The sequence below is a fragment of the Panacagrimonas sp. genome, from assembly GCF_965216805.1.
Taxonomy (GTDB): Bacteria; Pseudomonadota; Gammaproteobacteria; order Nevskiales; family Nevskiaceae; genus Panacagrimonas.
This window is the reverse complement of record NZ_CBDCGN010000002.1, coordinates 1,024,786-1,038,321: the sequence shown is the minus strand read 5'-3', so window position 1 is coordinate 1,038,321 and position 13,536 is coordinate 1,024,786. Positions and strand designations below refer to the sequence as shown.

Here is a 13,536-nt window from a genome sequence, read left to right as displayed (position 1 = left end):
CGGCGGCGCATCACGCGAGCAATACCCGTCCCAGCCACAGGCCCAGCGCGCAGGCAGCGAGCCCGAACAGCAGGCTTGCGGCGACGTAAGCGGCTGCCGAAGCGGCGCCTGCGGTGCGCAACAGCTCCAGGGTATCCAGCGAGAACGCCGAGAACGTGGTGAAGCCACCCAGTACGCCGGTCATCAGCCCGATGCGGACCCAGTCCGGCGCTGGCCGCGCCAGAAACCAGGCCATCAACACGCCGATGGCAAGGCTGCCCAGAACATTGACCGCCCAGGTCCCCCAGGGCCAACCGGGAACCAGGGCACGCGCCGCTTGCATTACCGCCAAACGTGCGGTGGACCCCAGCGCGCCCCCTACGGCCACCGCTAACCAGACCGCCGGGCTCATGCGGCGCCTCCCTGAGCTTCACGAATTTTCTGCAGGCGCTCGGCAATGCGTCCTTCCAGGCCACGCGCAGTGGGTTCGTAGAAGCGCGTGCCCACCAGGCGATCCGGCAGAAACTGCTGACCTTCGGCGTGGGCGTCCGGCTCGTCGTGGTCGTAGCGATAACCGCTACCGTAGCCGAGGTCCTTCATCAGTCGTGTCGGCGCATTGCGAATATGCAGCGGCACTTCCAGCGAACCCTGCGCCTCCACCGCCGCGTGTGCAGCCTTGTAGGCGCGGTACACGGCATTGCTCTTGGGAACGCCGGCAAGGTAGACCACCGCTTGGGCCAGCGCCAGCTCGCCTTCCGGACTGCCGAGACGCTCCCAGGCGTCCCAGGCATCCAGGCACAGGCGGATGGCACCCGGTTCGGCCAGCCCGATGTCTTCGTAGGCCATGCGGGTGACGCGACGGGCGATGTAACGGGGATCGCAGCCCCCGTCGATCATGCGCACGAACCAGTACAGCGCGGCATCCGGATCGCTGCCGCGTACCGATTTGTGCAAAGCCGAGATCTGGTCGTAGAACTGCTCGCCCTGCTTGTCGAAGCGACGGAATCCGCGGCCGATGAGCTGTTCGAGCAGCGCATCGTCGCGTCGAGCCGCCGCGCGCGACGGCTCCACCGGCCCAACGCGTGCGTTTTGTGCACGCAACAACTCCACGCAGGTATCGAGCAGGATCAGCGCGCGACGTGCATCGCCGTCGGCCGCTTCGGCGATTCGGGCAAGCCAGTTTTCCGGCAGGTGATCGGCAGCCAGGCCCAGGCCACGTTCGCGATCGGTCAGCGCTCGCTGCAGCAGCGCCCGCACGGCAGGATCGTCGAGCGGCCTGAGAACCAGAACGCGCAACCGCGACAACAGCGCGCCGTTGAGCTCGAAGCTCGGATTCTCGGTAGTCGCGCCGACCAGGGTCAGGGTGCCGTCTTCCACATAGGGCAGCAGCGCATCCTGTTGTCCCTTGTTGAAGCGATGGATCTCGTCGATGAACAGCACCGTGCGCCGCGCCATCAGGCCGCTGCCTTCGGCCTGCGCCTTGGCCACCGACTCGCGGATGTCCTTGACCCCCGCCAGCACCGCCGACAAGGTCAGGAACTGCGCATCCACGTACTGTGCGATCAACCGTGCCAGCGTGGTCTTGCCGACGCCAGGCGGCCCCCAGAACACCAGCGAGGGAATGCGCCCGCTTTCCAGCAGCGCGCGCAACGGCGCCTGGCGGCCCAGCAAATGGTCCTGGCCGACCACCTCGTCCAGACTGCGCGGCCGCATGCGCTCGGCCAGCGGCGCGCCTGCGTTCACGGCGCCGGCACCGCCTCGACCACCTCGGTCCCCGCCGGCACCTCGAAGACGAACCGGGCCGCGTCCAGCTTCGGATTGACCTCCAGGTCGCGCAACTCGACATCGGAGGCCCCGCCCAGCGGGTCGGTAAAGCGCAACCGTTGCGGGACGCCATCGCGCAGCCACAGCTCGATCGACTGGAACTCGCTGTCTTCGGCACGCGGCTGCAGATGCACCCGGCGCAGGTCGCGTTCCATCCCCCGGTCCTCGATCCGGAAGGTATCGGACAGGCGTGCCTTCTGCGAAAGCAGTTCGGCCGGCGTGCCGGCAAGGGCCTCGCCTGCCGGCCTTACCGTCACCTGCGCCAGGTCCGGATCGTAGGCCCAGATACGCTCGCCGTCGCAAACCATCAACTGCACGTAGGGCTTTTCGTAGGCCCAGCGGAAACGGCCTGGCTTGGAGATCGCCACCGTACCGGCACCGGAAGACACGATCTCGCCATGCTCGTCGGTCTGGGTCTGCACGAAGCGGCCGCTGAGCGTGTTGACGTTTTCCACGAACTGTCTGAGTTCGTCTTCGGCAGATGCGGCGTGCGCAGTGCCCTGCAAAAGCAAAAGCGTCACGCAAAGGCACAAAGAGAAGCGCAAAGGCGCAATGCAATAGCAAGAAAAATTCACGAGTGGGGTTCCTGCTTCTTCGCGCAAATTCGCGCCTTTGCGTGATTCTTCGCTTCCAACTCCGAACGCGAACTGAGCGAACTCACTCTCGCCCGCCCGGCGCGAGGATTTCGCGGTTGCCGCCCGGGCCGCTGGGCCCGACCAGTCCCGAGGCTTCCATCTGCTCGACCATGCGCGCGGCACGGTTGTAGCCGATCTTGAGCCGCCGCTGCACCCAGCTCACGCTGGCTTTGCGCGTCTCCAGCACCAGCGCCACCGCCTGATCGTAGAGCGGGTCGGCCTCCACATCCTCGCCACCGTCTGCGGCCGGATTGGCCTGCGGCTCGTCAGCGCAGATGTCCTCGATGTAGTTGGCCGGGGCCACCTGCTTGAGATAGGCCACGACCTTGTGCACCTCGTGATCGTCGACGAAGGCACCGTGCACACGCGCCACGCTGGAGGCGCCGATCGGGCGGTACAGCATGTCGCCGTGGCCGAGCAGGGTTTCGGCACCTTGCTGGTCGAGGATGGTGCGGCTGTCCACCCGCGCCGATACCTGAAACGCGATGCGCGAAGGAATGTTGGCCTTGATCAGGCCGGTGATGACGTCCACGCTGGGGCGCTGAGTAGCGACGATCAGGTGAATACCCGCCGCACGCGCTTTCTGCGCCAGGCGTGCGATCAGTTCTTCCACCTTTTTGCCGACCACCATCATCATGTCGGCCAACTCGTCGATCACCACCACGATGTTCGGCAGCGGCTGCAAGGGTTCCGGCGCCGGCATATTGGCGATGCCCTCGGCATCGAACAGTTCCGGTGCTGCCGCCATCGGGTTGCGCACAGGCTCGCCCGCCGCGGCGGCATCCTCGATTTTCTTGTTCAGGCCGGCCAGATTGCGCACACCCAGCTGCGTCATCAGTCGATAACGCCGTTCCATCTCGCCCACGCACCAACGCAGCGCGTTGGCGGCGTCCTTCATGTCGGTGACCACCGGTGTCAGCAGGTGCGGAATATCGGCGTACACCGACAACTCCAGCATCTTGGGGTCGATGAAGATGAACCGGACCTGCTCGTGGGTGGCCTTGTACAGCATCGACAGGATCATCACGTTGATCGCCACCGACTTGCCGGCGCCGGTGGTACCCGCCACCAGCAGGTGCGGCATCTTGGCCAGGTCCACCGCCACCGGATTGCCGGCGATGTCCTTGCCCAGCGCCATCGACAACGTGGAAGCCGAATTCCTGTAGGCGCCCGATTCGAGAATTTCGCGCAGCGCCACCATTTCGCGCTTGGTGTTCGGAATTTCCAACCCGACGAAGGGCTTGCCTTCGATCACTTCGATCACGCGCACCCGGGATACCGACAGCGAACGCGCCAGATCATTGGACAGGTTGGTGATCTGCGCGCCTTTAACGCCCGGTGCCGGCTGCAATTCGAAGCGGGTGATGATCGGCCCCGGGGTGGCCGCCACCACCTGAACTTTCACGCCGAAGTCGGCGAGGTGGCGCTCGACCTCACGCGACAGGTGTTCCAGTTCATGGTCGGTGTAGCGCTTGCCACTGGGCCGCGCCGGGTCCAGCAAGCCTACCGGCGGCAGCGGGTCGCCTCCGAACGGCAACTTGCCGGACAGCTCGACACGTGGCTTGCGTGGCGCGCGCCCGCGCGCCGTCGGCGTCTGCGGGCTGTCGTCACTCAGTGCCAGGTCCGGGGTCGCGCGTTCGAGTCGGCGCGTACCCGTGGCCGAAGGCAAGTCCTCATCGGCGAAGTCGCCCAGGAGCATCTGCGTGGCCGCCTCGGAGGCCTCGGGCGTCTCGCCCAGATCGGGCATCCGGCGCCGCGATGCCAGCGTCCGGTTCTTTGCCTTGAGGTCGCCTGCCATCGAGTCCGGGTCCAGCAACGGATCGGCGTCTTCAGCGCCGCCGGGCCGACGCAGGGGGATTCTTCGCAGCACGCCGAGGGTCGCGGCACCGACGCGGTCCACCACGCTGAGCCAGGAGAACATCAAGGCCAGCGGAGCTGCCGCCAGGAACAGTGTCAGCAGGCTCAGCGAAGCACCCAGCGGCTTGAGCGCCTGCACGAACCAGGCGCCGATGATCTGGCCGGCGATGCCCCCGCCGCCCTGTGGCGGAAATGACTCCCACACGTCGGCATGAAGGGCGCACAGTGACGACAGCGAGGACAGCATGACCACCCAGGCGGCCACACGAACCACAATCGGAACCGGCGCACCGTCACGCGCGCCCCGATAGAGGCGCAACCCTGCAACGCAGATTCCCCACGGCAGAAAGAACGCCACATAGCCGACCAGGCTGAGCAGGACGTCGGAGGTCCAGGCGCCCACCGGCCCGACCAGGTTCTTCACCGGTCCACCGGCGCCCGAGGAACTCCAGCCCGGGTCGTTGGGGTCAAAGCTGATGAGCGCCGCCAGCAGGAACAGGGTGAGACCGATGCAGGCCAGCAGCCCCGCTTCTCTCGGCAGGCGCTCCAGCCACCCCGTGTCGGCGGGAGCGTCGGTGGCCTGCGTTTTGCTTTTCGACAAGGCGAAAGGAATACGAGTGGGAATGGTAGAAGCGGTCGCGCCGATGACCAGACCACCGGTCACAGCGGACGGACGTAGCACCCGGAGTATAACAACGGGCTGCTTGAAAGCCGCCGATACAGACACATCATCATCGCGTCTGAGGCTTTACCGAAACAGCAGGAGATCGACATGAATGTTCGCCACTTCGTTCTGACCCCCGAGGGCCGGATTCACGAATTCACGGCCGAGCAGGCTGCGCAGATCGCCGCCGGGGCAGACCGGCTGCCGGAATTTGCCGACAGCCGCGTGCGCTATCTCCAAGTCGCGGTGGACGCAGCCAATGCCACGGAAATTCGCGTGCAGACCGCCGGCGCCAACATCCGCTTCGACCAGGAAGGCAAGATGCTGGAAGCCAGCCCGGCTTCCGCCGACGACGCGCTCAGCGGCTTCGAGCATGACGCCGTGGTGCAGTGGGCGATCCGGGACATCCCCAGTGCCGGGCCGACCTTTCACTGACAAGGCCCGCGCTCAGCGACGTGACGGTGCTGCATGTCCGGCGATTACGCCGCCTTGCGGAGATCGCGGCCGGCGAATGGGACCGGCAGTTCGAGGGCGGCAACCCGTTCGTACGCCATGACTGGCTTGCACGACTGGAAACCCACGGCTGCGTCAGCGAGCAGGAAGGCTGGGAGCCCAGCCACCTAGTTGTCGAGGACGACAGCGGGCGCTGCGTCGGCGCCGCACCGCGATACCTGAAACACCATTCCTACGGCGAATTTGTATTCGACTTCGCCTGGGCCGACGCCAGCCACCGTATCGGTCAGCCCTATTACCCCAAGTACCTCAATGCCATCCCCTACGTGCCCAGCACCGGCCCGCGTCTGGGAGGCGCCGACGCCGCGGTGCGCAGCCGCTTGGCCGGGTATCTGAGGGAGAGTTGCGAACGCGAGAGCCGCTCCTCCGCGCACGCGCTGTTCGTAGACGAACCCGAAGCGACCGATTTCCGCAGCGCCGGATTCATCGAACGTCACGACGTGCAATTCCAGTGGCACAACCGCGGATATCTCGACATGACGACGTTTCTGGCCACCTTCAGCAGCGACAAGCGCAAGAAATTCCTGCGCGAGCGCCGCCGCGTGGCGGAATCCGGCATCGGTTTCGAGGTGTGCCGCGGCGCCGACCTGTCGTCGCAGGACTGGGATCTGGTGTACCGCCTCTACGCCGGCACCTATCACGAGCGCGGGCAACTGCCCTACTTCACCCGCGACTTCCTGGCCGACATCGGCCATTGCGCCGCTCTGGACCTGCGGCTGGTGTTTGCCGTGCACGAGCAGCGCCGTGTGGCCATGGCCATCCTGCTGGTTGGCGGCGACACCCTCTACGGACGTCACTGGGGCAGCGAGGCGCACTATCACTCGCTGCATTTCGAATGCTGCTATCACCAGGGCATCGAACTGTGCCTGCGCGAAGGCTTGGCGCGCTTCGACGCCGGCACCCAGGGGATGCACAAACTGGGGCGCGGGTTCGATCCGGTTGCGACCCGCTCGTTCCACCATCTGTCGGATCCGCGACTGCGTGAGGCCGTGCAGGATTACCTGGCGCGCGAGCGGCGCGCAGTGGCGGCGCGGATGGATGAATTCATGCACCATAGGCCGTACCGGTCGACACCCGACGTACCGGTTACGCAACAAGGTTAGGGACATGGACAATCCCATCCGGCTGCACTGGCTGGACCCGCGCGATCCGCAGCAGCCCTTCCCTCCCGCGCACCTGGCCATGCGTGATCCCAACGGCCTGTTGGCGATCGGCGGCGACCTGTCGGTTCCCCGTCTGATCCGCGCCTACTCGCAGGGCGTGTTCCCCTGGTACAACCCGGACGAGCCGATTCTGTGGTGGAGCCCGGACCCGCGCGCGGTGCTGTATCCGGACGGCATGCGCATCACCCGCTCGCTGGGCCGGAGCATCCGCCGCGAGGACTACGGCGTCAGCCTGGATCGTGCGTTCGACGAAGTGCTGCAGCAGTGCAGCGGGCCACGGCGCCGCAGTCGCGGTACCTGGCTCGGTGACGAAATGCGCGAGGCCTACCTCAAACTGTTTGCACACGGATACGCCCATTCCGTGGAAGTCTGGCGTGCCGGGGACCTGGTCGGCGGCCTCTATGGCGTCGCGCTCGGTCGGGTATTCTTCGGCGAATCCATGTTCAGTCATCAACCCGACGCGTCCAAGCTCGCGCTGCACTGGTTGAGCCAGCAGTTGCTCGCCTGGCGCTTCGCACTCATCGACTGTCAGGTCGGGTCTCCGCACCTGCAGAGCCTGGGCGCGGTGGAAGTCTCACGCGAGCGCTTTCTCGGTTTGCTGCGCCCGTCAGTCGCCGCGCCAGCGCGAACCGGGCACTGGCAGTTCGATATTGCGGTACCGGCTTCGCGCGAGCATGTGCCGACACATTCACGCACATGAACGAACGCGTCCGCCTGTTTCTGTCCACCGAACATCCCTGCGGGTATCTACCCGCGCGGTCCGCTCGCAGCCTGTTTGTCGATCCCGACTATCGCGTCAATCCGACGCGTTACCAGAGCCTGCTGGAGCAAGGCTTCCGTCGCGGCGGCAATCACGTCTACCGGCCGCGGTGCGAATCCTGCCGCGCCTGCGTTCCGGCGCGCATCCCGGTGGCTGACTTCATCCCCAATCGCGCCCAGCGGCGCTGCCAGAAGCGCAACAACGACCTGCGGGTACGCATCTGCAGCGACATCACCGATCACCAGTTCGACCTGTATCAGCGCTACTTGCGCGCGCGGCACGATGACGGCGGCATGAACCCCGAGGACAAGAGCGGGTTCCATAATTTTCTCAACTGCGGCTGGGGCGCCACCGAGTTCTGGGAATTCCTGCACGACGAACAGCTCCTGGCATGCGCCGTGGTGGATCGGGTGCCGCAGGCTTTGTCCGCCGTCTACACCTTCTTCGCGCCGGAATACGCCGATCGCGGCCTCGGCACCTACGCGGTGCTGGCTCAGCTGCAGGCCGCGCGCGAACAAGGCTTGCAACACGTCTACCTGGGTTATTGGGTCCCCGGCAGCCCGAAGATGGACTACAAGCGCAATTTTCGGCCGATGGAAGTCCTCGGCAGCAACGGCTGGGAGCGCGCCGACATCAGCGGCTGAAACGGCATTCGCAGTTGCCGCGCGAAGGCAACTCGGATCCGGAACGCCTCCTGGCGGGCCGAGGTTGAACAGTCCTTGCCCAGCCCGGATAATGCCCGCCCCCAAGCTGCCCCGCAGGTCGCATGCCCAAAGAAGATCACATTGAAATGCCCGGCGTTGTCGCCGAAACGCTGCCCAATACCACCTTCCGTGTGAAGCTGGAAAACGGCCACGTGGTGACGGCTCACATCTCCGGCCGCATGCGCAAGCACTACATCCGCATTCTGACCGGGGACAAGGTCACCGTGCAGTTGACGCCCTACGACCTGTCCAAGGGCCGCATCACCTTTAGGGACAAGTAAGCCGCCCGAGCACCCCGCCGCGAGCGAAGCGAGTAGCGGGCAAGCCAGTGGCGGCTGTAGCGGGCACAGGCCCCAAAACTCAACCCGCGCCCTCCCGTCGCAACCGCCCCGCCAAGAGCGGAGCAAGCAGCGGGCAAGCGAGCGTCGGCTGTGGTGGGCACAGGCCCCGACTCCGCACTCTTACGCCGTACCTGCGTCCGCCGCGAACACATCGACCCGCGGCCGAGCGAGCCGTAGCGGGTGCAGGCCTGGCCCAAGCCACTGGGGCCGACGATCTTCGCGCGTCCACTGCCCTCAATAAAAAGCCCGCCGAAGCGGGCTTCTTACTGCGAGCGAGAAACATCAGACCGGTTCGAGCACAGCCGGCTTTTCGCGCGCTTCAAGCTCGAATTCAAGCTTGTCGCCCTTGACCTCGACGTGTACGCGTCCACCGTTGGCGAGCTTGCCGAACAGCAGCTCTTCGGCCAGGGGGCGCTTGAGGTTTTCCTGGATCACGCGGGCCATCGGACGGGCACCCATCTTGGCATCGTAGCCGCGCTCGCCGAGCCAGGCGCGGGCGCTTTCGTCGATTTCCAGCACTACGCCCTTGGCGGCGAGTTGCTCCTCCAACTGCAGGAGGAACTTGTCCACCACGCGCGCGATCTCCGCCTTGCCCAGCGCTGCGAAGGGCACGATGGCATCCAGACGGTTGCGGAACTCGGGCGTGAACATCTTGCGGATCACTTCCAGCGCGTCGGTGAGATGACTTTGCTCGGCGAAGCCCATGCTGCGGCGCGAGGATTCCTCGGCGCCTGCATTGGTGGTCATCACCAGGATCACATTGCGGAAATCCGCCTTGCGTCCGTTATTGTCGGTCAGGCTGCCGTGGTCCATGACCTGCAGCAGCAGGTTGAACACGTCGGGGTGTGCCTTTTCGATCTCGTCCAGCAGCACCACGCAGTGCGGCTGCTTGAGCACGGCCTCGGTGAGCAGACCACCCTGGTCGAAACCGACGTAGCCGGGGGGGGCACCGATCAGGCGGCTCACGGTGTGCCGCTCCATGTATTCGGACATGTCGAACCGGATCAGCTCGATGCCCAGCAGCTGCGCAAGCTGTCGCGTGACTTCGGTCTTGCCCACGCCCGTGGGACCTGCCAGCAGGAAATTGCCGATCGGCTTGTCGGGATTGCCCAGTCCGGAGCGCGACAGCTTGATGCTGGAGGTGAGCTGGGCGATCGCGTCATCCTGGCCGTAGATCACCAGCTTGAGATCACGCTCCAGGGTCGCGAGCTTGTCTCGATCGTTGCTGGACACGCTCTTGGGCGGGATGCGCGCAATCTTGGCGACGGTCTCCTCGATATCGCGCACCTGCACCGTCTTGCGTCGCTTGGACTCCGGGAGCAGACGCAGGCGCGCAGCCGCTTCATCGATGACGTCGATGGCCTTGTCCGGCAGCAGCCGGTCGGTGATGTGGCGTGCGCTCAGTTCGACCGCCGAACGCAGAGCGCCGCGGGTGAACTGCACGGAATGATGTTCCTCGAAGCGCGAACGCAGGCCTTCGAGAATCTTCACCGAGTCCTCCACCGTCGGCTCGGTAACGTCGATCTTCTGGAAGCGCCGCGCCAACGCGCGGTCTTTCTCGAACACGCCGCGGTATTCCTGATAGGTGGTGGAGCCGATGCAGCGCAAGACGCCACCCGACAGCAGCGGCTTGAGCAGGTTGGACGCATCCATCACGCCGCCGCTGGCCGCGCCAGCGCCGATGATCATGTGGATCTCGTCGATGAACACGATCGCACCCGGGGTCTGGGTGAGCTCCTGCATCACGCTTTTGAAGCGCTTTTCGAAGTCGCCGCGATACTTGGTCCCTGCGATCAGGCTGCCGAGGTCCAGCGAGAACACCACCGAACCCTTGAGCAGATCCGGCACCTTGCCTTCCACGATCAGCCACGCCAGCCCCTCGGCGATGGCGGTCTTGCCAACGCCGGCCTCACCTACCAACAGCGGATTGTTCTTGCGCCGTCGGCACAGGGTCTGCATGACCCGCTCGATCTCGTGCTCGCGTCCGATCAGGGGGTCGATCTGCCCGCGGGTAGCACGCTCGTTCAGATTGACGGTGAACTGCTCAAGCGCGGACTTGCCGCTGGGCTTGCCTTCGTCCTTGTCCTCGGTCTCCGAACTGCCCTCCGAAGGCTGCTGCGCGTTGGGATTGTTCTTGGCGATGCCGTGAGAGATGAAATTCACCACGTCCAGCCGGCTCACGCCCTGTTCGCCGAGCAGATACACGGCGTGCGTGTCCTTTTCGGCGAACATGGCCACCAGCACGTTGAGCGTGGACACCTGCTTCTTGCCAGCGGCCTGCACGTGGTAGATCGCCCGCTGCAACACCCGCTGGAACGACAGGGTGGGCTGCACCTCGGTCTGTTCGCCGCCGCGAGTGGCGTGGATGTTGTGACGGATGTATTCGCGCAGCTGCTGTTCGAGCTTTTCCAGGTCGGCGCCGCTGGCGGTGAGCACCTCGGAAACGTTGGCGTCGGACAACAGCGCCAGCAGCAGGTGTTCCACCGTCAGTAACTCGTGCCCCTCCCCGCGTGCGGCGAGAAACGCGGCATCGAGTGCTTTCTGCAGTTCGTCGGACAACATGATCGGCTCCCTTACGGATCCAACGCGGGTGTGGGGTGCATCGACATCAGGCCTTTTCCAGCACGGTCAGCAGCGGGTGCTGATGCTGGCGCGCGAAGGCATTGGCTTGCGCGGTCTTGGTCTCGGCGATCTCGGCGGGATAGACGCCGGCAACGCCGCGACCCTTGGTGTGCACGTGCAGCATGATCTGCACCGCCGATTCCCGGGTGTGGTGAAAGAACTGCTGCAAAACCTGGACCACGAACTCCATCGGGGTGAAGTCGTCGTTGACCACCACCACCTTGAACAACGGCGGCTGCTTGGTCTTGGGCTTGGCCGCCTCGACGACATTGCCGAGGTCGGTGCCCGTACGGATTCGGGGGGTTTCGCTCATGGGTTCCAGTCTAGCGCGCGGCGGGTGACTTGAAAGCCCTCCGGTCGCCCTGTCCAAAGTTGCATGTTCTGCGCCAAATTCAAGTGCTGGCGCCTCCGGCCGATGGAAGCCGGGGTCTGGCGGTCGAACGTGCTCTTGCTAGACCGGCGAGCGGAGCGATCGTTCCGCACTACAACCCGGCTCCGGGGGCTCCAGGGAGCGACAAGTCCGGATGGATTCCGCGCCCAACCGTCGGGGCCGTTCACGGCGCTTTCTGCACGGACGAGCGTACGCCCTGCCAATCCAGTTCCAGGGGCTCCGGCACCAGCGGCGGCAGCGCCGCGATCAGCGTCTGCAGACGCTCAATTCGCTCCGCGGTGGCAGGGTGGCTGGACAGCCAGGCCACGCTACCGCTTTCCTGCGACTGCAGCCGGCGGAAAAACGTCACCATGCCCTGCGGATCGACGCCGGCCCGGTGCAGCGCCGGCACCGCCAGCGCGTCTGCCTCGCGTTCCAGGTCGCGCGAAAAGCTCATGGCGCCGGCCTGGTGCACCAGCACCCCGATGATGGCGCTGGCGTCGCCCAATACCACGGTGAGTACCGCCGCCCAGCCCAGCGTGAGGATCATGTTCTGCAGCGAGTGGCGCAACTCCACGTGCTGTATTTCGTGCGCCAGCACACCGGCCAGTTCTTCCACCGAAGCGGCGTCTGCGATCAGACCGGTGTGTACCACCACCACGCCGCCCGGCGCGGCGAAGGCGTTGATCCGATCGTCGCGCAGCAGATACCAGCGGTAGTCGTAGGCGGAGCCGGCGGTCAGGCGTTCGCCGATCGTGCCGATGGCCTCCAGCGCCGGCCCCTCCTCCACCAGTTGCCCGCCGTCGCGCAGCGCCGACACCAGTTGCTCACCCAGCCGTGCCTCGGTGGCTTCCGGCACCTGCTGCGCCACCCAAGCGACGAAGGCGTCGTAGCGCACCACCAGCAGCGCCGCGGCCAGTGCCAGTGCCGCGACCAGCGTCCCCAGTCCGCCCCACAGCCAGCGCTGGCGGCTTACACCGCCGCCGATGCGGCCCAGTTCGCGCTGCAGGCGCGGATCGGCCTGCCGGCGCAACGCGGCCAGGGTGGCGGACGACACCACCTGCAACGACCATCGCGCGCCGGCGTCTTCGAAGTTCAGAAACACGCAATCGTGATCGAAGCCGCCGACCTGTGCCGACAGGTGAGACAGCGGCACCACCCGTGGCTGCGGTGTTTCCAGTCGGAGGTTGGTGCCGAGCAGTTGCGCCTTGATCGGCGAACCGGCGCGCGGCAGGCCCGGGCCGAAAAGCCGGGCATCGAACACGCTGCCCGGATTCACGGCGTCGGCCCAGGTCCGGACAGCGCGAAGAGAATGAACAGGATGACCAGCATGAAATAGATGCGCCCGCCCCAGCCGCGCGGTCGCGCGATGCCGTCGGCGACGATGCGCCCGGCCAGCCGCCGGATCGGCAGCGATTGCAGCCAAACCGTGCCCGGTCCCTGCAGCCTGGCGAAGAACAGGCCCTCGCCACCGAACAATGCGGTCTTGAGCCGGCCGGCGTACTTGATGTCGTACTGCACGGTCGGCTGCAGCGCGGCCAGGCAGCCCGAATCCACCCGAAGGGATTGTCCGGGCTGCAATTCCAGTTCACTGAGCAGGCCACTGGCGTGGATGAACGCAATGCCCTCGCCGCTGAGCTTCTGCATCACGAAGCCTTCGCCGCCGAACAAGCCCACGCGTAACCGCTTCTGCAGGGCCACCCCGACCTGCACCCCGCGCGCGGCACACAGAAACGCGCCTTTCTGGCAGACCAGCGCGCCACCCACGTCGGCCAGGTCGATCGCTACCAGCTTGCCCGGATAGGGCGCAGCGAAGGCCACCCGCCGCGTCGTGTCACTGGTGTTGGTAAACACGCTGCTGAACAGCGATTCGCCGGTGAAGCTGCGTTTGATGGCCCGCCACAGCCGCAGCAGCACATTGCCGCGGCCGGAACCGTCGCCGAGCACGGTGTCCATGTCCAGGCCGTCGTCCATGTACATCATGGCGCCGGGCTCGCCGACCGCGGCAGCGCCCGGCTCCAGGGTGATTTCCACCACCTGCAGGTCATCGCCGTCGATGCGGTATTGGATAGAGTCCATGGAAATTTCGTTGGCGGCGGTTCAG

At 65.8% G+C, this 13,536-nt stretch carries 13 protein-coding genes; 5 read left to right on the top strand and 8 right to left on the bottom strand.

Annotation, left to right across the window (positions count from 1 at the left end):
- Nucleotides 1-10: 10 nt before the first annotated feature.
- The 4 genes from ACOOHP_RS04950 to ACOOHP_RS04935 all read right to left on the bottom strand — a co-directional run bounded on the left by ACOOHP_RS04950 (nt 11) and on the right by ACOOHP_RS04935 (nt 4,896).
- Nucleotides 11-391, bottom strand: coding sequence for a fluoride efflux transporter FluC (locus tag ACOOHP_RS04950; protein ID WP_420465349.1), 381 nt, complete (start codon nt 389-391; stop codon nt 11-13).
- Entirely contained in the window at nt 388-1,692 is a 1,305-nt protein-coding gene (locus ACOOHP_RS04945) for a replication-associated recombination protein A (protein ID WP_420466945.1), read from the bottom strand. Before ACOOHP_RS04945 ends, ACOOHP_RS04950 begins: the two co-directional genes overlap by 4 nt.
- A gap of 26 nt (nt 1,693-1,718) precedes the next feature.
- Nucleotides 1,719-2,324: an outer membrane lipoprotein chaperone LolA gene (lolA, locus tag ACOOHP_RS04940; RefSeq protein WP_420465348.1), complete on the bottom strand. Its 606-nt coding sequence runs from the start codon at nt 2,322-2,324 to the stop codon at nt 1,719-1,721.
- A 136-nt stretch (nt 2,325-2,460) separates the two neighbouring features.
- On the bottom strand, nt 2,461-4,896 hold the full coding sequence (locus tag ACOOHP_RS04935) for a DNA translocase FtsK (protein WP_420465347.1): 2,436 nt from the start codon (nt 4,894-4,896) through the stop codon (nt 2,461-2,463).
- 171 nt (nt 4,897-5,067) lie between these two features.
- On the opposite strand from ACOOHP_RS04935, the gene ACOOHP_RS04930 reads away from it, so the two are divergent.
- The 5 genes from ACOOHP_RS04930 (at nt 5,068) to infA (ending at nt 8,380) form a co-directional block, all read left to right on the top strand.
- A complete protein-coding gene (locus tag ACOOHP_RS04930; RefSeq protein WP_420465346.1) occupies nt 5,068-5,394 on the top strand; it encodes a hypothetical protein in 327 nt (108 codons plus the stop codon).
- Nucleotides 5,395-5,414: 20 nt separating this feature from the next.
- Nucleotides 5,415-6,575 carry a GNAT family N-acetyltransferase gene (locus ACOOHP_RS04925; protein ID WP_420465345.1) on the top strand — a complete coding sequence of 387 codons (1,161 nt, stop codon included), beginning with the start codon at nt 5,415-5,417 and terminating at the stop codon, nt 6,573-6,575.
- A 4-nt stretch (nt 6,576-6,579) separates the two neighbouring features.
- The gene (gene aat, locus ACOOHP_RS04920; RefSeq protein WP_420465344.1) at nt 6,580-7,335 is read left to right on the top strand and encodes a leucyl/phenylalanyl-tRNA--protein transferase; all 756 of its coding nucleotides are present in this window, start codon (nt 6,580-6,582) and stop codon (nt 7,333-7,335) included.
- Nucleotides 7,332-8,039, top strand: a complete 708-nt coding sequence (locus tag ACOOHP_RS04915; RefSeq protein WP_420465343.1) for an arginyltransferase — start codon at nt 7,332-7,334, stop codon at nt 8,037-8,039. The genes aat and ACOOHP_RS04915 overlap by 4 nt, the downstream gene beginning before the upstream one ends.
- Before the next feature lie 122 nt (nt 8,040-8,161).
- Nucleotides 8,162-8,380 carry a translation initiation factor IF-1 gene (infA, locus tag ACOOHP_RS04910; RefSeq protein ID WP_420465342.1) on the top strand — a complete coding sequence of 73 codons (219 nt, stop codon included), beginning with the start codon at nt 8,162-8,164 and terminating at the stop codon, nt 8,378-8,380.
- Between the two features lie 342 nt (nt 8,381-8,722).
- Here the strand turns inward: infA and clpA are convergent, their stop codons facing one another.
- The 4 genes from clpA to ACOOHP_RS04890 form a co-directional block, all read right to left on the bottom strand.
- Nucleotides 8,723-11,002, bottom strand: coding sequence for an ATP-dependent Clp protease ATP-binding subunit ClpA (clpA, locus tag ACOOHP_RS04905; protein ID WP_420465341.1), 2,280 nt, complete (start codon nt 11,000-11,002; stop codon nt 8,723-8,725).
- Nucleotides 11,003-11,048: 46 nt separating this feature from the next.
- Nucleotides 11,049-11,375, bottom strand: coding sequence for an ATP-dependent Clp protease adapter ClpS (clpS, locus tag ACOOHP_RS04900; protein WP_420465340.1), 327 nt, complete (start codon nt 11,373-11,375; stop codon nt 11,049-11,051).
- A 241-nt stretch (nt 11,376-11,616) separates the two neighbouring features.
- Nucleotides 11,617-12,711, bottom strand: a complete 1,095-nt coding sequence (locus ACOOHP_RS04895; protein ID WP_420465339.1) for a M48 family metallopeptidase — start codon at nt 12,709-12,711, stop codon at nt 11,617-11,619.
- Nucleotides 12,708-13,511, bottom strand: a complete 804-nt coding sequence (locus ACOOHP_RS04890; protein ID WP_420465338.1) for a TIGR00266 family protein — start codon at nt 13,509-13,511, stop codon at nt 12,708-12,710. Before ACOOHP_RS04890 ends, ACOOHP_RS04895 begins: the two co-directional genes overlap by 4 nt.
- Nucleotides 13,512-13,536: the final 25 nt, after the last annotated feature.

Coding starts and splice junctions, on each gene's coding strand:
- clpA (WP_420465341.1), bottom strand. CDS start 11,002: ATGTTGTCCGACGAACTGCAGAAAGCACTCGATGCCGCGTTTCTCGCC.
- ACOOHP_RS04930 (WP_420465346.1), top strand. CDS start 5,068: ATGAATGTTCGCCACTTCGTTCTGACCCCCGAGGGCCGGATTCACGAA.
- ACOOHP_RS04890 (WP_420465338.1), bottom strand. CDS start 13,511: ATGGACTCTATCCAATACCGCATCGACGGCGATGACCTGCAGGTGGTG.
- infA (WP_420465342.1), top strand. CDS start 8,162: ATGCCCAAAGAAGATCACATTGAAATGCCCGGCGTTGTCGCCGAAACG.
- ACOOHP_RS04950 (WP_420465349.1), bottom strand. CDS start 391: ATGAGCCCGGCGGTCTGGTTAGCGGTGGCCGTAGGGGGCGCGCTGGGG.
- aat (WP_420465344.1), top strand. CDS start 6,580: ATGGACAATCCCATCCGGCTGCACTGGCTGGACCCGCGCGATCCGCAG.
- ACOOHP_RS04945 (WP_420466945.1), bottom strand. CDS start 1,692: ATGCGGCCGCGCAGTCTGGACGAGGTGGTCGGCCAGGACCATTTGCTG.
- clpS (WP_420465340.1), bottom strand. CDS start 11,375: ATGAGCGAAACCCCCCGAATCCGTACGGGCACCGACCTCGGCAATGTC.
- ACOOHP_RS04915 (WP_420465343.1), top strand. CDS start 7,332: ATGAACGAACGCGTCCGCCTGTTTCTGTCCACCGAACATCCCTGCGGG.